The sequence below is a fragment of the Nakamurella endophytica genome (assembly GCF_014646215.1).
Lineage (GTDB): Bacteria > Actinomycetota > Actinomycetes > Mycobacteriales > Nakamurellaceae > Nakamurella > Nakamurella endophytica.
Window position 1 is genome coordinate 60,811 of record NZ_BMNA01000008.1, and the last position, 21,096, is coordinate 81,906.

Sequence of the window (21,096 nt, forward strand, 5' to 3'; positions counted from 1 at the left end):
GGCGCCCCCGCCGGCGGGCGATGCTGCCGTCACAGCCAGCTGACGTGCCCGTGCAGCAGGGGGTAGCCGACGAACACGACGATGTCGATCAGCGAGTGGGCCACCACCAGCGGCCAGATGCGTCGCCAGCGCAGGAACACGTAGCCGAAGACGAGCCCCATCAGGGCGTTGCCGACGAACCCGCCGTAGCCCTGGTAGAGGTGGTAGCTGCCGCGGAGCAGGGCGGCCAGCAGGATCGCGACCCACGGCCGGACGCGCAGGTGTTCCAGCCGGGTCAGCAGGTACCCGACGACGAGCAGTTCCTCGAGCAGGCCGTTGCCCACGGCCAGCAGCACGGACACCGGCAGCCGCCACCAGGTGTCGGTGAGGCTGGAGCCCACGACGGTCAGCGACAGGTCGAGGGACCGGGCGAGCAGGTACAGGAACAGGCCGGGGATGCCGATGACGGCGGCCAGCCCGACACCGGCCGCCAGGTCGCGCCACGGCCGCCGCAGGTTCAGCCCCAGCCGGGCGGACAGGTCGACCCCGGCCCGCCAGAGCAGGTAGATGCCCAGGGACGCCCACGCCAGCTGCTGCACGACGACCAGCAGCTGCCGGACCAGGTCGATGACGTCGACGCTGGACCGCGGCGCCGCGACCGCGACCTGGACCTGCGACAGCCCGATCTGCGCCCGCGCGGCCTTGATCTGCGTCTCGATGAGCGACACCAGCGAGGTGAGCCCGGAGAACCCGAGGCTGACCAGGAAGACCAGGACGATCTCGGTGCGGACCGACGCGGCGGTGTCCCGGCGGGGCTGCAGCTCGACGGTCGGTGCGGTGCTCACCCGGTGCCTCCCACGGTCGCGGCGCGGGACCTCGGTGGCGCCCCACCGGGATGCTGCACCGGCGCCGGCGTGCACAGCCGGTGCCAGCGTAGGACCGGCCGGATGGGCATCCGGTGGGGATCGGGTGTGCCGGCGGTGGGCCCGCCGTGGCGGGATCGCGGGTGCGGTTCACCGAGATCCGATCACCGGTGGTCCACACTGGTCGTCGGCCCGCGGGGGATTGCGGGTGAGCGGCCGGCAACCCGGACGCCCGGCCGGACGTCCTGTCCACCGTGCGCCGTCCCCTGGACGTGCGTTCCGCGGGACCGTCCGCGGGCGTCGGGACCGGCGCGGGACGGGACGCGAGCCGACGCGAGCGGTCGGGACGGCATGCGCCCGGCGACGACGAGGGACGAACGAGGAGACGATGGTGCAGGCCAGGACCCGGTCGACGACGATCCGCAGGCGGACCAGGACACGGACGGCGGCGGCGGGCGCCGTCCTGACGTCGGTGCTGCTGGCCACGGCCTGCGGAGGCGGTGACTCCGGCGCGGTGGTGACGTCGACGGTGAATGTCACGGTCCCGGGGACCGCGGGGTCGACCGGCTCGGGGTCGTCGGGGTCCTCGTCGGCAGGGTCGTCCGCCGCCTCGTCGTCCGGGTCGTCGTCGTCATCGTCGTCGTCGGGGTCGTCCAGCTCCTCCGGCGGCGCGGGCAGCACGACGTCCACGTCCGGGTCGACCGGCGCGTCGGGCACCACGGGTTCCACCACGAAGACCTCGGGCAGCGGCGGACCGGGCACCCTGCCGGACGGTTTCACGCCGACCAAGCTCAAGCCCGGCCAGAAGCCGCCGCAGTTCATCGTCGTCAGCTTCGACGGCGTCGGCTGGCACGAGAAGTGGGAGTACTGGCGGTCCATCCAGGACAAGGTGCCGTTCCACTTCACCGGCTTCCTGTCCGGCACCTACATGCTGTCCGACCAGACCAAGGACAAGTACGCCGGTCCGGGGCACGGCGTCGGCAAGTCGTCGATCAGCTGGAACAGCCCGACCGACCTGCCCGTCGAGATCGACGACCTGAACGAGGCGCTCGCCCGCGGCGACGAGATCGGCTCGCACTTCAACGGGCACTTCTGCTCGGACAACCCGCCCGGTGGCAACGACTGGAACACCGCCGACTGGAACAACGAGCTGGACCAGTTCTTCTCGCTGGTGAAGAACGTCGACGCCAACAACGGCATCACCAAGAAGCTGAACCTGAACCCGAGCGAGATCAAGGGCGAGCGCACCCCGTGCCTGGAGGGGCACGCCGAGGACCTGTTCCCGGCGCTCAAGGCGCACGGCATGACCTACGACAGCAGCTTCACCAAGCACGGCATCTCCTGGCCGGTGCAGTCCAAGGAGAACAAGATCTGGCAGATCGGGATGGCCGAGTTCCCGATCCACGGCACGCTGCCGGACACCTCGCCGGTCGACGCCAGCGAGCGCAAGAACCACTTCCAGATCACCATGGACTACAACTTCTGGTACTCCCAGGAGGGCGCCAAGACCGTCTCGCCGGCGCAGTCCAAGGCCGACTCGGAGCAGGTGCAGGCGACCTACCAGGACATGTACGACGCCACCTTCAACGGCAACCGGGCGCCGCTGATCCTGGGGAACCACTTCAACGCCTGGAACAACAACGCCTACTCCGACGCGATCGCCAACTTCGTGCTGGCCAACTGCGGCAAGCCGGACACCTACTGCGTGCCCTTCCGCGACCTGATCGCCTGGATGGACGTCCAGGACCCGGCCCGGCTGGCGCAGCTGCAGGCCCAGGACCCGGAGGTCGGCCCGCCCGGTCAGTGACCGCTGGTCGGCCCGGCGCCGACCCGACCCGCCGACGCACGAACGGCCCCGGTCCCGATGGGACCGGGGCCGTTCGCATTTCCGGGTGGCGGCACACACGGCGGCCTGCGCAGTGTCGACGGTCAGGGCGGCGGTCGGCTGTCGCGCTCGCGGCGCCCCACCCGCACCGCGCGGCTGCGGACCGCCTGCAGCACACCGCCCACGGCGACGAGCACGCCGCCGGCCACGGCCAGCGGACCGATGTCGACGCCGGTGTCGGCGAGCTGGGGCGACTGCGCGGACGGCGGCAGCGACCTGCCGGATCCTCCCGGCGCCGTCGGCGCTGCAGTGGTCCGCACGGCAGTGGTCCGGACCGTCGAGGTCGGCGCCCGGGTCGTCGTCGGGGGCGTGCTGCCCGGGGAGGTCGTCCCCGTCGACGGCGCCGTGCTGGTCGGAGCGGTCGACGGACCGGGCGGCTGCGGCGCGGTCCCCAGCACCACCACCAGCTCCACCCCGGACGGGCGGGACCACCGGAGGAGATGGGCCGTGCCGTAGGTCAGCACCGTCGCCCACCGCTGCCGGTCCACGGTCCACAGGCCCCGCCGGCGGTCCCAGGTCACGACCGTCCCGTCCGGCTCCCTGGTCCAGACCTGCTGCGCGGCGCCCCGAGCGATGGCGGTCGGCGTCCCGTACAGCCTCGGCAGGGCGCCCAGCGGTGTGGCCGCCGGCGCGGCGTCGGCCCGGCGCGGCAGCGCGACCGGAGCGGCCACGGCGAGTCCGGCGAGCCCGCCGGCGGCGATCGCCTGCCGCCGGGACAGCACCGGGCCGGCCGTCCGCAGGCTCACGACACCACGTCCAGGGCCAGCAGGGACAGCGAATTGCCGACGGTGTACAGCAGGAACTTGACCGCCGTCTCCACCGGGAGCCACTCCCACGGGCCGAGCAGCAGGAACAGGATCTCGGAGATCCCCTGCGCGGCACCGAACAGGTTGGCGATCAGCGTCAGGCCCGGGCCGCCCGGCGCGTCGAGGTAGGTGTCCGGCCAGACCAACGCCCACACCGTGGACGTCACGAGCTGCACGCACCCCCAGAGCACGTCCCGGAAGCACTGCAGCTCACCGGTGTTCACGTCGGCGAGGGTGGCCCCGAAGTTGATCGCCTGGGGCAGCAGGGCCAGGCACTGGAAGACGTAGTCCTGCGCCTGCCACGGCGTCCCCGAGGTGGTGGCCAGTCCTGCGCCGGCGGCCGCGTAGAACGCCCAGGACGCGAAATCCGTTCCCAGGTCGAGGGATCCGTAGAAGGTGGACAGGGGGTTCGGCGGCGGCGGGACGAACCAGGAGGGGGCGGCGGCCTGGAAGTCGAGGGTGAAGATGTCCAGCGCGTCGCCGGCCTCGCCCAGCGCCCAACCGGCCAGACCGGCCAGCACGATTCCGGCATCCGCGGCGCCGTCGGCCTCGCCCGCCCGGCGCGCGGCCGCCGGCGTGGCGGTCGACGCGGGCACCGTGGGGGAGCCGGTGATCGCCTCCAGCAGGATCGTGCCGGGCACCGCGGCGAGCAGGCACAGCAGGTCCAGGATGCTCAACGAGTTGCCGGTGATCATCTGGTACAGGTCCGAGACGAACGGGATGGTGATCGTCCGGCCGAGGGTCTCGACCACCGCTGCCAGCACCGCTTCCAGGAAGGTCAGCGTGTCGGCGGCGAAACCCTTGCCGAAGGCGATCATGTCGTCGGCGACGTCGGAGAACACCGTGAGGATCGCCGGCAGTCCCGTGCTCAGCAGCGTGCTCGGATCCTTGAAGCTGTCCAGCAGCTGGGTGAAGGCTACGGTGATGTCGCCGGGCAGGTCCGCGAAGTCGTCGGCCAGCGTGGTGGCCAGGCTGTCGAGATAGGTGGTCAGGGCGCCGGTGATCGTCGACCCGGTGGTGCCACCGGTGCTCACCGACCCCGACGACGAGTTCTCGGTGACCTTCTGGTTCATCCACGTGCACTGGTTGGCGTTGTTGCCCCCGCCGGTGTTGTAGACGGTCGTCGGGTCGTTCGTGCCGTTGCCGGCTGTCGACCCGACCGTCTGCCCGGCGGTGGAGGTCCCCGCGGCACCCACCGCGCCGGCCCCCTTGCCGCCGATCGCCGTCAGGACGTCGCTGGTGTCGGTGCTGGTGCCGCTCGCTTCGGTACCCAGCCAGGTGCCGAGAAGGTCGGTGATACCAGGGTTGTCGGCATCGCCGGGGTTGGTCAGGGCCTTCTTCAGGTAGTCGTGGTTGGCGATGATGTTGCCCCAGTCGAACACCGCCGACAACCACTGGATGACCCGGGTCACGTCGTCGACGACCGACTTGAGGAATCCGGCCACCGCGGTGACGGCGTCCTCGAGGGTGGCGATGACCAGGTCGTACGTGTTCTCCGCGGTGTGGATGACGGTCTCGACCTCGGACCCGGTCCACTGCCAGGCCAGCTTGACGACCGACTCCGCGCCCTTGACGACATGGTCGACGAAGTCGCCGATGTCGGAGAAGACGCTCTCCGTTCTCGGTGCTGCGGCGCCCGCGGGCGGGCCGCTGTCGTAGACGCCCGGCTGGTACGAGTAGCTGCCGCCCGACAGGTCGGCGGTGAACACCGCCGTGCTCCCCGGAGCGTAGGGCCGGGTGGTCGGCAGCGAATCGTCCTGGGCGAACCGGACGTTGGGCAGCGCGCCGGCCCGGACGTACGTGCGGGATCGGCCGGCGACCTGCGAGCTGGCGCCGCCGGTCGACCCGCTCACGCTGCCGACGGTGTTCGAGATGGTGGACGCGATGGCCTGCAACGAGGCAGCGTCGCGGTACTGCGCCAGGATGAGCGGTTTGCCGTCGTAGCCCTGGGCGGCGTCCAGGTACAGCGGCGACGGGGTCGCGCCGAGCGGCCGGGCCCGGCCCGTCGTCGTCGGAGTCGTGCCCTGCACGGTGGACAGGTCGGTCAGCGACTCGTGGTCGGGATGGACGACGACGGCGGTGCCCTGGGGCAGGAAGTTGGCCCACAGCAGGATCGCCGGGCACGCCAGGTTGGGATTGCCGGTGGTGGCCGAGCCGTTGTCGAAGGCGCTGACCGCCAACGTCAGCCGGCCTGTGCCGTCGGTCTGCATCCACACCGGCGCATCCGGCCCCAGCGTCACCGGCGTCGACCCCTGATTGGTGACCGAGACGGTTGCCGAGGCCCACACCTTCACCGGCTGCTGGGTGCGGACCATGCCGGTGTCGTCCGTCACCGAGATCGTCACCCGGTACGACGTGTCCGACCCGGTCGGCTCCCCGTCGGCCCGGGTGATGCCGGAGGTGTCGTAGTTCTCGACGATCAGCTTCGTGCTGACGCCGAACTCGCGCACCAGGTTCGAGAGGTTGGCGGCGTAGAGGTCGTCGCCGGCGGCGAAGTAGACGTTGCCGTTCAGCAGCCCGCCGGGGACGAACTGCACGGTGTCCACCGGCAGCACCATGCTCACCGCGTCGGCGCCCTGGCTGAGCGTGTCCACCGCCCACATGGCCGGCGCGACGTCCTGGCCGTCGCCCTGGGTGGCGAAGTACAGGATCCCTTCCTCGTTGGCCAGGTCCGTGACGATCGGGGACTGCGCGGAGACGGTCCACAGCGGGTCCCCGGTCGCCGAGTCCAGTGCGTGGATCGTGCCGCCCGCGTCGGCCACGTACAGCGTGGACCCGATGAGCACCGGCTGGTAGGGCTGCGACGTCCCCGGATCCGCGATCGGTTGCGTCCAGATCGGACCGTCGTCCTGCTCGCCCGCGGCGGTGGCGTAGACGGTGCCGTCCAGGTGCAGGTAGAGCCGTCCCTCGCCGAGGACGAGCTGGGCGCGGGAACCGGTGTCGCTGCTGAAGATGGTGGTGCCACCGCCCAGCGTCCCGGTCTGCTGGTAGTCGCACGCCAGGACGAGGAAAGCGTCCTCACCGGGTCCACCGGACAGGGACATCCCGAGGTAGACGTTGGTCCCGTCGATCACCGGGTCGCTGAGGAACGACCCGGTCGGCAGCTCGGCGATCCGCACCGCCCCGGTCGCCACGTCGACGACGGCGACGCCGACATGACCACCGGGTCCGTCGCCGACCCCGAGGAACACCGTCCCGTCCGCCACCACCGGGTTGGTCAGCACGCAGGAATACGAGGTCAGCTCCACCGGGGCGGGCCAGGCGGCCGTCCCGGTCGCTGCGTCGACGGCCTGGAGGTAGGCGGACTGTCTGTCCGAGAACGAGTTCACGCCGACGTAGACCACGCCGTCGGAGACGGTCAGGGCCGGCGCCACCAACGGTTCGACGAGTTCGACGCCCGTGTAGAGGTCGTAGCTCCAGTGCAGCGCACCGGTCTCGGGGTCGATGGACTGCAGGGTGCCGTAGGTCGGGCCGTCGCCCGTCGGCTCGCTGACCCCGAAGACGGATCCGGAGCCGGTGACCGGCCCGCACGGAGGATGCCGGATGGCGTACGTCCACGACCGGGTGGGCGCGGGCGCGGCCGGCGGATCTGCCACGCCGACCATGCGGTCCGTGCTGGTGCGACCGATCTGGTGGGGGGAGACCTGGTTGCGCGGTCGGAACGACGTCAGCGTCGCGGGGTCGGCGTCGGAGAGGTTCGACAGGAACACCAGATCCGGCTCCGCGCCGGACAGCCGGATGTAGCGCAGCGAGTCGATCTCGACCGAGGACCGGGCCGCCCGCCAGACCCGCACGTCCGCCAGGTCCCCGAGGAAGCCCTGCGCCGGCCCGTCGGCCGATCCCAGGACGAGGGTGGACGCTGTCCGCCGATCGCCGATCCGCGGTGGCCGGTCGGCGGTGAGCCGGCCGTCCTTGAAGAAGCGGGCGTACCCGTGGTCGAGGACGAGTGCCACGTGGTGCCAGGAGCCGTCGGCGAGGACGGCGGCGTCGGCCGAGACCAGGTCCTCCGGTGCGCCCGAGCCCGGCCAGTGCAGACCCAGTCGCCCGCCGCCCAGGTACTCGAAGCGGGCGGTGCCGGAGGAGCCCTGCCAGGACAGGATCGACCGGCGGGTTCCGGCGGCCGCAGCGGGGATCCGTATCCACGCCTCCACGGTCAGTGCCGACGAGGTCTGCGACGCCACCCCGGGGAAGCGGACGGACGAGGTGCCGTCGAAGGCGTACGCGAGCGTCGGCCCGGGCAGGTCCGTCGTCGTCACGCCAGCGGCGACCGGGCGGGCGGTCCCGCCGCCCACCGCGTCGACGATCCGGTCGCGGCGCCCATCGAAACGGACGTCGGCGGTGAGGCCGGCGGTGCCCCGCGGGAGCACCGTCCAGCGCTGGTTCGCGAGGTGATCGGCGCTGCGTGCGGTCGACCACACCCGGGCCCCGTAGAGCTGCCCGACGAAGCCGGCCCCACCGGTCCGTCCGGCGCCCAGCACGAGTCGGCCGCCCGCGCGGCGCACACCGTCGACGGTCCAGCGGTCCGCCGTGGCGATGCCGTCCTTGAAGGCGGTGACGGTGCCCCGGGAGAAGGCCACGGCGACGTGGTGCCACTGCCCGTCGGTGATCGGCGCGGTGTCGGCCGACCGCCACGTGCCGCGGCGGGATCCGGTGTCCCACCGGACCCACAGCCGGTCGTGGTCGACACCGAGTTCCGGACTCCCGGCGCCGCCCTGGACCCCGGCCAGCAGGACCTGCGGGCTCCGGGCGGTGGTGCGGATCCACACCTCGAAGGTGGCCGCGTCGGACGACACCCCGGAGGCCCAGCGCGGCGCGGGGACGGGACCGCGGGCGTCGGTGTCGAGGAACTCGAGGACCGCACCGCGGGTGCGGCCGGCGCCGAACTGCCGGCCGGCGCGGACGGTCCGGATGCCGAGCGCGCTGCGGGAGACCCGGGGGAGCAGACCGGGGACCGTGGTCGGCGGATCCAGCACGGTGCGCACGCGGGCCATCCGACACTCTCCATCACCGTCGAGGACGTGGCGACTGTATGCGCCGAACGAGCGGTTCGGAAGGGTGGGACCCGATGTCCGGTTGCTGCTGCTGGGTGAGTTCCGCCGGTCGAGCCCGTCGGCCGGTCCCGGATACGACGACGGCCCCGGTCCTGTCGGACCGGGGCCGTCGTGCGGGTGGTGCGTTACCCGGGCGTGCTACCCGGGCAGCTGGGTCAGCAGGACGCCTTGTAGGCGGCGCCCGAGCTGTCGACGTTGTCCTTGGTCAGGATGGTGAAGCCCGTCTGGATCTTCGGGGTCACCTGCCCGCCGTCGAGCGCGGCGACAGCCTGGTCCAGGCCGTAGGTGCCGATCTGTCCGGGCTGCTGGGCGACAAGGGCCTGCACGATGCCGCCCTTGAGGTCCTTGACCTGGCCGGGGCCGGCGTCGAAGCCGACGATCTTGACCTGGTTGGTCTTCCCGGACTGCCGGACGGCGGTGGCGGCACCCTCGGCGGCGAACAGGTTGGCGCCGAAGACGCCGACCAGGTCGGGGTCCTTCTGCAGTTGCGCCGCGACCTGCTGGGTCGCCGTGGCCGGGTCGTCCTTGGAGTACTGGACGCCGACGGAGGTGAACTTCGAGTCGGCCTTGACCGCGTTCTGGAAGCCCTCGTTGCGCTGGTCGGTGGTGGAGATGCCGGGGTTGACGGACTCGACCATCACCTTGCCGCCGTTGGGCGACAGCTCCTGGATCGCCTTGAACGCCGCGGCGCCGCCGCCGACGTTGTCGGACGAGACCTGGGACACCGCGAACGAGGGATCCTGTGTGGTCGTGTCCACCAACACGATCTTGATGCCGGACTTGGCGGCGTCGGCGAGCGGCTGCTGGAGCGCCTGGACGTCCGTCGGGGCGATCAGGATGGCGTCCGGCTTGGTCTGCACGACGGAGTCCAGGATCGGCCGCTGCAGGGTCGGGTCGAACTGCTTGGGGCCCTGGGTGGTCACCGTGACGCCGAGCCGCTTGGCCTCGGCCTCGATGCCGCACTGCATGGTGATGTAGAACTCGTCACCCTGCACGCCCTGGATGAAGGCGATCTTGTAGTTCTTCGACGCCTTGGTCGGCGCGACGATGCTGGGCGAGGAGGATCCCGACGAGGCCGACCCGGACGTGGCCATGCCCGAGGACGAGCTCGAGTCGGTGATCGAGGACACCACGGAACCGGCCGCGGAGGTCGCGGACGACACCACCGAACCGGCCGCCGAGGTTGCGGAGGACACGGCGTCCGCCGGCTTCGACGACGAACACCCGGCGACCGCGAGCATCGCCAGCACGGCGCCTCCCGCGGTCGTCGCAAGCACGGATCGCTTCATTGCAATTCCCTTCACTTGGCTGTGGCCGCCGACCTGGCGGCCCTTCGGTTCTTGCGTGCACCCCGCAGCGCCGCGGCGCGGCGGGTCTGGTCGACGTAGACGGCGGCGACGAGGACGATGCCCACCGCCACGCCCTGCCAGAACGGCTCGACACCGATGATGACGAAGCCGGTCTGCAGCACGGCGGGGATGAACAGACCGACGACGGTACCGAACATCGAGCCCTCCCCGCCGAAGATCGAGGTCCCGCCGATGACCACCGCGGCGATCACGTTCAGGTTGGTGAGCGTGTTGCCGGCGATCGTCGTCGTGGTGAACTGGGCGAGGTACATGGTGGCACCGAGCCCGGCGAGCGCGCCGGTCATCAGGTAGATGTAGATGAGCTGCCGGTCGACCTTGACGCCGACCCGCCGTGCCGCCTCCTCGTTGGACCCGACCGCGAAGGTGTACCGGCCGAACCGCGTTCGGTGCAGCACGATCCCGCCGACGATCACGACGATCAGCGCGACGAACGCGAGACCGGGTATGCCGAGGATCTTGTCATACGCGGCGAAATCCGCAAGAGCAGTCGGCACTGCACGGATGTCGATGCCGCCGGTGATCACCTGGGCGAGACCCAGTGCGACCGAGAGGCTTCCGAGGGTCACGATCAGCGCAGGCACCTTGGCCTTCGCGACCAGGAAGCCGTTGACCCAGCCCCACGCCCCGCCGCTCACGATGGCGACGAGCAGGCCGACCAGCGCTGTTCCCCACCCCTGACCGCCCATGGCCTCCATGACCTTGGCGGCGATGACCGAGGAGAACGTCAGCACCGACCCGATCGACAGGTCGATGCCTGACGTGATGATCACGAACGTCACGCCGACGCCGAGGACCGCGAGGACAGCGAGGTTCTGGGAGATCTGCAGGAAGTTGCTGGCCGAGAAGAAGTTGCGGCCACCGGTGATCGCGAAGAACACGATGATCACGACGAGCACGCCGAGGATCCAGACCGACTGCGCGCCGGTCATCTTCTTGATCCAGGACTCGCCGGTCTCCTGCCGGTCGACCGGCTGGCCGGTGTCGGTGGTCTCGAGGGTGCTCACGCGGCATCCCGCCCGTCGGAAACCTCCAGCGCGCCGGTCATCGCACCGACCAGCTGCTCCACCGAGGTGTCGGCCGCGGTGTAGGTGGCGATGCGCCGGCCCAGCCGCATGACCTGGACCCGGTCGGCCACCTCCAGCACGGCGGGCATGGAGTGCGAGATCAGAACCACGGCGACTCCTCTGTCGCGGACCTTCTTGATGGTCTCCAGGACGTTCTTGGTCTGCACCACGCCCAGGGCGGCTGTGGGTTCGTCGAGAAACACCACCTTGCTCGCCCAGGCGATCGCCCGGGCGATGGCGATGCCCTGCCGCTGGCCACCGGACATCGAGCCCACCGGCGAGGTCATCGACCGGACGGTGGCGCCCAGCTCGTCGAAGCTGGCCCGCGCCTTGCGCCGCATCTGCTTGTTGTCCATGAAGCCCAGCCATCCGGCGATGCCCTTGGCCGGTATCTCCCGGCCCAGGAAGACGTTCTCGGCCGGGTCCAGGTGCGGCGCCAGCGCCAGATCCTGGTAGACCACCTCGATGCCCATCGCCGCAACCTGTTGCGTCGAGGTCATGTGGACCGGTTTGCCCTCGAAGAGGATCTCCCCGGAGTCCAGCTGGAGGTTGCCCGACAACGCCTTCACCATCGTCGACTTCCCGGCGCCGTTGTCGCCGATGAGAGCGACCACCTCGCCGGCGTTGACGTCGAAATCCGAGTTGTCCAGCGCCTGGACGTGACCGAAGGCGCGGGAGAGCCCTCTTGCTTCCAGGATCGGGGTCATGCGTTCGCCACCACCTCTGTGTAGGGCCGCGCGCGGCCGTCGATGACCTTGACGAGATCGTCGAGCCGGCGGCGTCCGGTCTCCGACAGGAACGCGCGCCGCTCCTCGCGGCCCATGCCGACCGCTTCCTTCCAGATGGATCGTCCGGCGATGAAGCCGCTGGTGCCACCCTCGTCGCAGGAGATCCGCAGCGCGTCGGCGAACTGGTCGAAGCCGACGCCCGCGGACAGCACGGCCCAGGGCACGTGCAGCGACTCGGCCAGCCGGCGGCAGGACGCCGCGTCGCCCGGGTACTCCAGCTTGATCAGGTCGGGACGCAGCTCGTCGAGGGCGATGGCCGCTTCGATGATCCGGTCGGCACGCTGCTGCGGCGTCGGGGGCTGCTCGCCCGCCAGCGGGTAGATCAGGTTCTCGATGACCGATGGGATCCCGGCGGCCCGGCAGTCCTCGACGACCTCCCGGACCACCTCGAGCACCTCCGCGGAGATGTCCGGCTCGCCCGCGCCGGGCCTGCGGTCCGCGCGCAGCTGGACCAGGAACTTGACCGCGTGGCCGCCCTGGCGGCGCACCCACTCGGCGTTCAGCGCCGGGTCGCGGTGGGTCCGCGGCTCGCCGTTGAACGTCCCGCGGTCCGACGGCTCGGCGGCGACCAGCACGCCGAACGACGAGCCCCCCGGCAGGTCGGGCAGCTCGGCCAGCGCCGGCACGCCGTAGGTCGGGTCGAGCAGGAAGGCGGAGGCGCTCGGGCTCAGCGACTGGACGGTGTCCGCCTTGATCTCCGTCAGCTCCTCGGGCGTCGCATCGGCGATGCCGACCGCGGCGTACATGCGCTTGAGGGTGTTGCGCTGGTCCATGGCGACGATGGCGAATGTCTCGTCGGTGGTGGCGATGGCGGACAGGCCGGTCTTCTCGGGACTCATACGGGGATCTCCTCCAGGGGGGCGGCGGTGCGGTGGGCACCTCGGGTGAACACGGCGGCGTACTGCTGACTGGGACCGGGGAGGTCGAGCGGGACCCCGCCCCGTCCGGCGGTCGCGTCGTCGGGGACCCGGACGCCGCGTTCGGACTGTTCGGCTGCGAAGGCGGCGAACATCGCCGCTCCGAAGGCCCCTGCCTGGGTGCGGTCGGAGAACCGCACGTCGGGCAGGGAACGTTCCTTGGCCCGGCGGACGGACTGCATACGCGTCCAGCCGCCGGCGACGGTGGCGCCGCTGGCCGGCCCCACCTCCGACTCCATGCGGGCCAGCGCCAGGCCGGCCTCGTCGACGCCGTGCGCGAGCGTGGCCAGCCACAGCGCAGTCGGGTCGACGCCGTCGGCGTCCACCACGACCCGCAGGGCACCGTCGCTGTTGTCGGCACCGGTGACGCGCACACCGTCGGGGCGCGGGATGGAGTCCGCGGCCACCGCGGCCTCGTCCAGCCGGGCCCGCGCGGCCGGTTCCGCGGCGCCGAGCAGCTGCAGCGTGCGGCGCATCAGCAACCCGGCCTTGGTGCCGGCGAGCAGCAGCCGGCGACCCTCCAGCACGTGGTGCACGGAGTTGATGTTGGCCTGCGCCAGCCGCTCCCGGGCGTCCCGGGCCAGCGGTGTGGAGACCGTGCGGACCAGCGCCTCGGCGGTGCCGAAGGAGTCGAAGACCTCCTCCGGGCCGACGACGCCGCAGCCGACGGCCGCCACCGGGTGGTCGTGGCCGGCCACCGTGAGGGCGGCGCCGTGCAGCTCCGCGGGGACGTCGTCCCCGCCCGCGACGCCCCAGCACACCCCGGCCCGGGCGGCGGGCGGCAGGAGGTCGGCGGTCGCGCCGAGGGCATCCAGCGCGACCGGCCACAGCCGCTCGGTGTCCTGGTCCAGCAGGCCGGTCCTGGCCAGCAGCGACATCTCGGTGGCCATCTGCCCGCCGAGCCGGTGCACCAGGTACTCCGGCACGTTCAACCAGCGGCAGCCGGCCAGATCCGTGCCCTGGACCCGCATCCAGGCCAGCTTGGCGATGGTCGCCAGCGGCGAGAGCGGCAGGCCGGTGGTGCCCTGGAACCGGGTGACGAGCTCTTCAGGCAGCCGGCGCACCTCGTCCTCGCCGCGCGGGTCGAACCAGGCGATGACCGGGTGCAGCGGGCGGGCGCCGCGGGTCGGGCCGTCCAGCAGGACGCCGGCCTCGGCCATGCCGGTCACCGCGATGCCCGCCACGCGGACCGGCCCCAGCGCGTCGGCACCTGCCTCGACGGCCCGGCGGAGCAACGCCACGACGTCGTCCACCAGGGTCTGCGGCTCGGTGTCGGTCAGTGCGCCGGCGTGGGTGCGCCACCGGGTGGGTGTCGCGACGGACGTCACCTCCTGGCCGTCGCGGGTGGTCACCAGCACCTTGGAGTCGCTGGTCCCCACGTCGACGCCGAGCAGGATGTCCCGGGTCACCGCGGACCGTCCTGCGTGGACAGGGTTTCCGGCCAGCCGGCGCCGGGACGGCAGGCCAGCAGCCGCACCTCGCCGGACACCGTCCAGTCGCCGAACGCGTGCGGGACGGCGAGCACCTGGCCGGCGGCGACGTCGACGGGACCGTCGCTGCCGGTGAGGCGGCCGGCACCGGCGAGCACCACGACGACCGCGAAGCCGGCGTCCACCGAAGGCAGCGCTCCGCCGTCCGGGGCGCACAGCTGCAGCCGGAAGAACGGGTCGGCGGCGGCCGGCAGCAGCGGCACCGGGGTGTCCGCCACGGTGTCCGGGTCGGTGTGCACCACGAGGGCGGCCACCTGGTCGGCCGACATGGCGCGGTGGTTCACCGCACCCATCACCCGCGGGAAGCCCAGTCCCAGGTGCGATTCATCGAGAGTGGCCGTGGTGACCGACCACTCCAGCAGGATCGACCAGTCGCTGGGCTCCTGCAGCTCGGCCACGAACACGCCCTCGCCGATGGCGTGCACCGTGCCGGCGGGGAGCAGGATGCCGTCGCCGGGACGGACCCGCACGCGGTGCATGCGGCTGAGCATCCACGCGGAGTCCTGGGCGTCCACCCGCCGTTGCAGCTCGTCCGGTTCCACGTCCTCGGTGAAACCCAACCACACCGAGGGCTCCTCGCCCGTGGTGCCGAGCACGAACCAGGACTCCGTCTTGCCGTAGGGGCAGTCCAGGTGCGACCGGGCGAAGGCGCGGTCCGGGTGGACGTGCACCGGCAGCCGCTGGCCGGCGTCGAGCAGCTTGACCAGCAGCCCGGTGTCGCCGGCCGGGAGCGCTGCGGCCGCGTCGGCCGGCACGCCGAGCCACGACTGCGGGTCGGCGGCGACCGCGTCGCGCAGCAGCCGCCCGTCCGGGAGCCGGCTCAGCCCCAACCCGTCCTCGCCGAACCGATGGGTGGTGGCCGCCAGCCACTCCTCCGGGCGGCGGAGCACACCGTCGGCCGGCGTCGGGGAGGTGAAACCGCGCAGCCGTTCGATGTTGCCGCCGCCGGCGTAGAAGTGGTCGATGACATTCGGTGGCAGCACCACCGGCACCTGGTTCATCTCTGTTCCGTTCTGGGCGTGGTCACGGCCGGAGCTCCCCCGAGCCGCGTTCGACGAGCTGGAGTGGCAGCACGATGTCCTCCGGGGGCAGGCGCTGGCCGCGCATCCGGGCGAGCACGCGCACGGCCGCTGCCTGGGCGAGCGGACCCGGGTCCTGGTCGACGACGGTCACCGCGGGTCGCAGAGCGTCGGCCAGGTCGAAGTCACCGAAGCTGACGAGGGCGACGTCGAGTCGATCCGCCCGGTGCAGCGCCGAGACCACCCCAAGGCTAGCGCGCGGGTTCGAGGAGAAGATCGCCGTCGGCGGCTGCGGCAGCCGCAGCAGCTGCTCGGTCGCCTCGGCGGCCGCTGCGGCCACCGAGCAGTCGGTGCGCACCAGCTCGGGCGCGGGTGCGAGGCCGGCCTCGGCCAGGGCCCGCAGGTAACCCTGCTGCCGGTGCACGATCGTCGTCAGCTCCGGCGACTCGCCGAGAAAGGCAATGCGCCGGTGGCCGTGGGCCAGCAGGTGCCGGGTCGCCCGCAGTCCGCCGTCCTCGTCCTCGACGCCGACGGTGTCGAAGCCCGGCAGCTCCCAGCCGCGGTCCACCAGCACGATCGGCATGCCGGGGGCGGCGTCGAGCAGGTAGCGGTGGTCGTGGCCGTTGGGGGCCAGCAGCAGCGCACCCACGTTCTGCTGCAGCAGCCGGAGCACCTGCCCCTTCTCCCGGCTCACCGAGCGCCCGGTGGATGCGATCAGCACGCTCACGTCCTGCGCCAGCGCCAGCTGCTCGACGACCGAGACCAGGCTGGCGAAGAACGGGTCGGCGATGGAGTCGACGACCACGCCGATGGTGTCGCTGCTGCCTGTGCGCAGCGACCGCGCGATGGGATTGCGGACGTAGTCCAGGTCGGCGACGGCCGTCATCACCCGCTCCCGGGTCTCCTTGCTGACCTCGTCCGAGCCGTTCACCACCCGCGACACGGTCTTGATCGACACGCCGGCCGCGCGGGCGACGTCGTACACGGTCGCCCGGGGCGTCACCGCGGTTCCGCCTCGATCTGCTCGAACAGCTCGAGGGCGCGGGCACCGTCCAGGATGCCGGCCACCGCCGTCTCGCAGGAGGCGGACGCCGTCGCCATGCCCAGCCGGACCACGTCGACGTCGGCGTCGCCGCGGGCCAGGGCGATGCCGGCGCCGGCGGCGAAGCTGTCCCCGGCGCCGATGGGGCTGACCAGGTGGACGGTGGGGGAGGGTAGCCACCAGACGCCGTCGGCCGTGGCCAGCGCGGCGCCGGACCCGCCGGCGGTCACCACGGCGCGGACGGCTCCGGCCCGGCGCAGCTCGCGTGCGGCGGTGACGGCCCGGTCCGGCACGTCGTCGCCGGTCTCGTTGACGTCCTCGTCCACCCGACCGAAGAGCATGCCTTCGGCCTCGGACAGGTTGGGGGACACCAGGTCCGGGCCGGTCGGCAGGGCGGCCCGCAGCACCGGCGGGGCACCGTCGACGACGACCGGGACACCGGCCTCGTGCCCGAGCCGGGTCAGCTCGCCGTAGGCCTCCACCGGCACGCCCGGGGGCAGCGAGCCGGAGCACACCAGCACGTCCTGGCCGGCGAGGGCGGCGCGGACGCCGTCCACGAAGCGGGACCAGTGCGCGGCGTCGATCTCCGGCCCGCGGCCGTTCACGACGGTCACCTGCCCGTCGTCCGGCAGGAAGATGGTGACGACCCGGAGGACGCCGTCCACGGGTACCGGCAGGAACGCGGTGCCCTCGCGACCGAGCAGGGTGGCGAAGCGGTCGCCGTCCTCCCGCGGCAGGAAGCCGGTGAGCACGCCGGCCACACCGTGCGCGCGGGCGGCCCTGGCGACGTTGACGCCCTTGCCACCGGCCGTGGTCTCGGTGCCGGTGGCCCGCAACACTGCCCCGGGCACCAGTCGCGGCACGCGCACGGTGATGTCGAGGCAGATGTTGGGCGTGGCGATCAGCACCGAGAGCCCTCCGGGGTTCCGCGGCCGGCGAGCCGCTGACAGCGTTGTCACGGACGTCCGCAGATATCGCGTCGCCCGCCGGGCCACTGGGCACGTCGGGGGATCGCCGTGCCGTCGGACGTCGGTTCCGTCACTCTGCCTGGGGCTGACAGCGTTGTCAACCCGTGACGGGGCTCACTTCGGTCACGATCGGATCGCGCCGGCGGCCTCGCCGGTGACCCGGCGCTGCCGTGCCGTCCGGCCGGTCCGGGCGCCGCTCCGGCGTCCCGGGCGGACGGGATCCTCGCGGTCAGGAGGCCGGGTCGGCGCCGGTCACGTCGACGGTCTCGCCGATGACGTAGCTGCTGTGCGGACCGGCCAGGAACGCGATGACCTGGGCCACCTCGACGGGATCGGCCAGCCGGCCCACCGGGACGGCCTGCCGGACCCGGTCGGTGTACGCGCCCGGCGGCAGGCCGAGGTGGGCGGCGTACGCGCCGTCGACCTGGTCCCACATCGGCGTCCGGACGATGCCCGGGGCGACCGCGTTCACCCGGATCCCGGCGCGGATCAGGTCCAGGGCCGCGGACCGGGTGAAGCTGATGACCGCCGCCTTGGTCGCGGCGTACACGCTGGACAGCGGCTCGCCGCGGCGACCGGCCTGCGAGGCCACGGTGACCACGGTGCCGCCGCCCTGCCGGACCATCACCTCCGCGACGGCCTGCAGCAGGAAGAACATGCCCTTGCAGTTGACCGCGAAGGTGCGGTCGTACTCGGCCTCCGTCACCTCGGCGAAGGGCTGCAGGCTGAAGACGCCGGCAGCGGCGACCAGGATGTCGATCCGGCCGACGCGGCCGGCGATGTCCGCGACACCCGTTCGCAGGGCGCCGGTGTCGCGGACGTCGAGCGCGGCGGCGCCGGCGTCGCCACCGATCGACGCGGCGACCGGGGTGGCGGCCTTGACGGTGCGGTCCGCGACGACGACGCGGGCGCCCTGGGCGGCCAGCAGTGTCGCGGTGGCCGCGCCGATGCCGCTGCCACCACCGCTGATCAGCGCGGTCCTGCCGGTGAGGAGCACGGTCGGTCCTCCTGGTGGTGCGACTCGTGGGGTGCGGCTCCGGCTGCCGTCCGGTCCGGTCGACGTCGCCGCTGCGGTGTCAGGTCCCGAGGACGGCGTGCAGCGCCGCCGTGACCTCGCGGGCGTGCCGTTCCGGGGCGTCGTACCGGGGCGCCACCTCGAGGTGCTCGGCGTCCAGGTCCGCCGCGACGCGCTGGGCGATCGCCACCGGGTGGACCGGGTCCTGCGGGCTGCCGACGACCAGGGTGGGTGGGACTGGTCCGCCGGGCCGGGCCGGGGCCACGGCCGGCAGGCAGCGCAGCCGGGCGGCCCGCCGCGCTGCGTCCGGGGCGGTGAACTGTCCGGTCAGCGCCTGCGCCGCTGCGGGCGACACGGCCTGCACGGCAGCGCGGGCCGGGTGGTCGCGGAACCGGCGGAGGCCCTCCTCGGGACCGTGTGCGGTGAGCAGATCGGCGATCCGGGGGAACACCGACAGGTTTTCCGGTGCCGGTTCCCAGGGCCACGCGGGCCGGACCAGCACGGCCCGCCGGATCGGCATCGCGCCGTCGGCCAGGAGCTGGGCGGTGACGGCGGCGCCGAGCGAGATGCCCACCACGGTCCAGCCGTCGCCGGCCGGAACGTCGAGACCTGCCACCAGCCTCGCGATGTCACCGGCCAGCGTGCGGAAGTCCAGGTGCAACGGGCCGTCGTCGAGCGTCGTGGCGCCGTGCGCCCGCAGGTCCGGGGCCACCGCGGTGCACCGGCGGGACAGCCGGTCGTCCAGCAGGACGAGCGGCTGGCGGTGGTCGCCGCCCAGCCCGTGCAGCAGCAGCAGCGGCTGCGGCCCGGTACCGACCCGGCGATGGGCCAGCCCTTCGGCGGTCGTGTCCATTGTCGATCGGGACGTCACCGCGACGACCCTGCGGCCCGCTCGGCGTCCCGCAGGAATCGCACCACCCGCGGCGCGTCCTCGGCGCTCAGGTCCTGGGCGATGACCGGCACCGGGTGCGGCAGTCCGGCGTGCAGGCGCAGGACCAGCGGGTAGTCCATGCCGCCGCATCCGGACGCGGCGTAGCCGGCGGCCACGACGTCCTTGGCGTGCACGGCCGCGACGTGCGCGCCGAGGACGTCGAACGCCTCGGTGAGCACGGCCTCTTGGTGCGGCAGCGTGTCGACGGTGAGCAGGTTGGCGGGGTCCAGGACGACCGCGAGGTGGCGGGCGTCGATGCCGTAGTGCTGGAACAGCCGGGCGGCGGTGTCCGCGTCGGCGACCACGTTGCCGGGCTCGGGCTCGATGCCAAGCCGGACGCCGGCCGTCCGGGCCGCGTCGAGCAGTGGGTCGAGGGTGCGCAGCAGGTCCGCCCAGGCGGCCCGGGACCGGTTGTCGGGGTGCGCGTGCCACATGTTTGCCGGATCCCGGGTGCCGGTGCACAGGGTGACGACCTCGGCGCCGAGGGCACCGGCGCGGCGCACCACGGCCAGGCAGCCGTCGACACCGCGCCGGCGGGCCTCGACGTCGGGGTGGATCGCGTTGAACGTCCCGGAGACGCCCCAGATCCGAATCCCGGCGTCGCGGAACGCGGTGCCGATCGACGCGGCGTCGTCCTCGGTCAGCCCGGTGTCGAGCGTCGGCCGGCCGACGGCCGAGAGGTTGAGCTGGGTCGCGGTGAACCCGGCTCCGCGGATGGCCCGCGCGACGGCGGGCGCCGGACCGGCCGGGAACACCCGGGCGAAGACGCCGAGTTCGGTCACGGCGCCACCGCCGCGCCGTCCCGCGAGACCGATTCCGCCACTGCGGCGATCAGCCGCACGGCGGCGACACCGTCGGTGGCATCCGGGTTGTCCGGCAGACCGTCGCGGATGGCGCGGGCGAACGCCTCGACCTGCCGTTCGTAGGCGTTGGTGTCGCCGAACGCCGGGCGCTTGGCCGTCGCGGTCTCCTCGTCGAAGACCTCCACGTCGCTGGCCCGCAACGCGAAGGGGAAGTGGGTCCGCAGTCGCACGCAGCCCTTCTCGCCGTAGATGTCCGCACCCTCGGACCACTCGGCGTGCACGTTGGCGGAGATCTCGAAGTGCGCGAGACCGCCGTCGCCCAGCGTCGCCAGGCCGTGCCAGCTCAGATCCGGACCGACCTGGGCGAGCCGGGCGGACACCGTGACCGGGTCGCCGAGCAGGTAGCGCAGCCCGTCGAAGACGTGCGAGCCGTGCGTAGTCAGCAGGTAGCCGGGCCGGTCGGCCTTGAACGTGGCCTCGTGGGCGCGGACCTCCGGGTCGACCACCAGTGCGGGGAACAGCGTCGCCTCCGTCGCCGGGCGCAGGGCCGACATGACGCGGTACCAGACGCTGGCCGACAGCACCCGCCCGATCCGGTTCCGCACCGCGTCGGCGGCGAACGCGACACCGGGGTCGTACCGCTTCATCGCGCCGACCTGCAGGTGCAGGCCGGTGCCGGCGGCCTTGGCGGCCAGCGCCTCGGCGTCGCCGACCGTGCCGGCGATCGGCTTCTCGACCAGGACGTGCTTGCCTGCGTCGAGGGCCATCCCGGCCAGCGAGAGGTGCAGGCGGTCCGGCACCGCCACGATGACCGCGTCCACGGCGGGGTCGGCCAGCAACCGCTCGACCGAGGTGTGACCCGGCACCTCGTACCGCCGGGCCACCGCCTCGGCGAGCACCGGGGACGGATCGCACAGCCCCACCAGCCGGGCCCCGTCGGCGCGGGCCAGGGCCGGCAGGTGCGCCGCCTGGGCGATCCGGCCGGCGCCGATGACGCCGATCCCTAGTTCGTCGGTCATGGCAACGCCTCTCGGGGGACGGGGTTCGTGATGGTGTCGGGTCGTGCGGTATGGCTGCGAGCACCCCGTGGCGCGGGTGCCGGGGT

The 21,096-nt window shown here is 72.7% G+C and carries 16 protein-coding genes; 1 reads left to right on the forward strand and 15 read right to left on the reverse strand.

What is annotated here, in order from left to right; genetic code table 11:
* Window positions 1–29: 29 nt before the first annotated feature.
* Entirely contained in the window at window positions 30–824 is a 795-nt protein-coding gene (locus IEY37_RS16410) for a CPBP family intramembrane glutamic endopeptidase (protein WP_229674523.1), read from the reverse strand.
* Between the two features lie 406 nt (window positions 825–1,230).
* On the opposite strand from IEY37_RS16410, the gene IEY37_RS16415 reads away from it, so the two are divergent.
* Complete coding sequence (locus IEY37_RS16415; protein WP_188943460.1) at window positions 1,231–2,649, forward strand: polysaccharide deacetylase family protein; 1,419 nt, start codon at window positions 1,231–1,233, stop codon at window positions 2,647–2,649.
* A gap of 122 nt (window positions 2,650–2,771) precedes the next feature.
* Here the strand turns inward: IEY37_RS16415 and IEY37_RS16420 are convergent, their stop codons facing one another.
* From IEY37_RS16420 to IEY37_RS16485, 14 genes are all read right to left on the reverse strand, one after another.
* Window positions 2,772–3,473 carry a hypothetical protein gene (locus IEY37_RS16420; protein WP_188943461.1) on the reverse strand — a complete coding sequence of 234 codons (702 nt, stop codon included), beginning with the start codon at window positions 3,471–3,473 and terminating at the stop codon, window positions 2,772–2,774.
* The gene (locus IEY37_RS16425) at window positions 3,470–8,524 is read right to left on the reverse strand and encodes a LamG-like jellyroll fold domain-containing protein (RefSeq protein WP_188943463.1); all 5,055 of its coding nucleotides are present in this window, start codon (window positions 8,522–8,524) and stop codon (window positions 3,470–3,472) included. The genes IEY37_RS16420 and IEY37_RS16425 overlap by 4 nt, the downstream gene beginning before the upstream one ends.
* A 215-nt stretch (window positions 8,525–8,739) precedes the next feature.
* Window positions 8,740–9,873 (reverse strand): ABC transporter substrate-binding protein, encoded by a 1,134-nt coding sequence (locus IEY37_RS16430; protein WP_188943465.1) that lies wholly within the window; start codon window positions 9,871–9,873, stop codon window positions 8,740–8,742.
* 11 nt (window positions 9,874–9,884) lie between these two features.
* A complete protein-coding gene (locus IEY37_RS16435) occupies window positions 9,885–10,958 on the reverse strand; it encodes an ABC transporter permease (RefSeq protein WP_229674524.1) in 1,074 nt (357 codons plus the stop codon).
* Window positions 10,955–11,725, reverse strand: coding sequence for an ATP-binding cassette domain-containing protein (locus tag IEY37_RS16440; protein WP_188943467.1), 771 nt, complete (start codon window positions 11,723–11,725; stop codon window positions 10,955–10,957). Before IEY37_RS16440 ends, IEY37_RS16435 begins: the two co-directional genes overlap by 4 nt.
* Complete coding sequence (locus IEY37_RS16445; protein ID WP_188943468.1) at window positions 11,722–12,645, reverse strand: hypothetical protein; 924 nt, start codon at window positions 12,643–12,645, stop codon at window positions 11,722–11,724. The genes IEY37_RS16440 and IEY37_RS16445 overlap by 4 nt, the downstream gene beginning before the upstream one ends.
* A complete protein-coding gene (locus IEY37_RS16450; protein WP_188943470.1) occupies window positions 12,642–14,132 on the reverse strand; it encodes an FGGY-family carbohydrate kinase in 1,491 nt (496 codons plus the stop codon). The genes IEY37_RS16445 and IEY37_RS16450 overlap by 4 nt, the downstream gene beginning before the upstream one ends.
* Window positions 14,129–15,214: a class I mannose-6-phosphate isomerase gene (locus IEY37_RS16455; RefSeq protein WP_188943472.1), complete on the reverse strand. Its 1,086-nt coding sequence runs from the start codon at window positions 15,212–15,214 to the stop codon at window positions 14,129–14,131. Before IEY37_RS16455 ends, IEY37_RS16450 begins: the two co-directional genes overlap by 4 nt.
* A 22-nt stretch (window positions 15,215–15,236) precedes the next feature.
* The gene (locus IEY37_RS16460) at window positions 15,237–16,235 is read right to left on the reverse strand and encodes a LacI family DNA-binding transcriptional regulator (protein ID WP_188943474.1); all 999 of its coding nucleotides are present in this window, start codon (window positions 16,233–16,235) and stop codon (window positions 15,237–15,239) included.
* Window positions 16,232–17,182: a 1-phosphofructokinase family hexose kinase gene (locus IEY37_RS16465; RefSeq protein ID WP_229674525.1), complete on the reverse strand. Its 951-nt coding sequence runs from the start codon at window positions 17,180–17,182 to the stop codon at window positions 16,232–16,234. The genes IEY37_RS16460 and IEY37_RS16465 overlap by 4 nt, the downstream gene beginning before the upstream one ends.
* Window positions 17,183–17,471: 289 nt before the next feature.
* The gene (locus IEY37_RS16470; protein ID WP_188943478.1) at window positions 17,472–18,239 is read right to left on the reverse strand and encodes an SDR family oxidoreductase; all 768 of its coding nucleotides are present in this window, start codon (window positions 18,237–18,239) and stop codon (window positions 17,472–17,474) included.
* Window positions 18,240–18,318: 79 nt separating this feature from the next.
* On the reverse strand, window positions 18,319–19,110 hold the full coding sequence (locus tag IEY37_RS16475; protein ID WP_188943480.1) for an alpha/beta fold hydrolase: 792 nt from the start codon (window positions 19,108–19,110) through the stop codon (window positions 18,319–18,321).
* 14 nt (window positions 19,111–19,124) lie between these two features.
* Entirely contained in the window at window positions 19,125–19,970 is an 846-nt protein-coding gene (locus IEY37_RS16480) for a sugar phosphate isomerase/epimerase family protein (protein WP_188943482.1), read from the reverse strand.
* A complete protein-coding gene (locus tag IEY37_RS16485) occupies window positions 19,967–21,010 on the reverse strand; it encodes a Gfo/Idh/MocA family protein (protein WP_188943485.1) in 1,044 nt (347 codons plus the stop codon). The genes IEY37_RS16480 and IEY37_RS16485 overlap by 4 nt, the downstream gene beginning before the upstream one ends.
* Window positions 21,011–21,096: the final 86 nt, after the last annotated feature.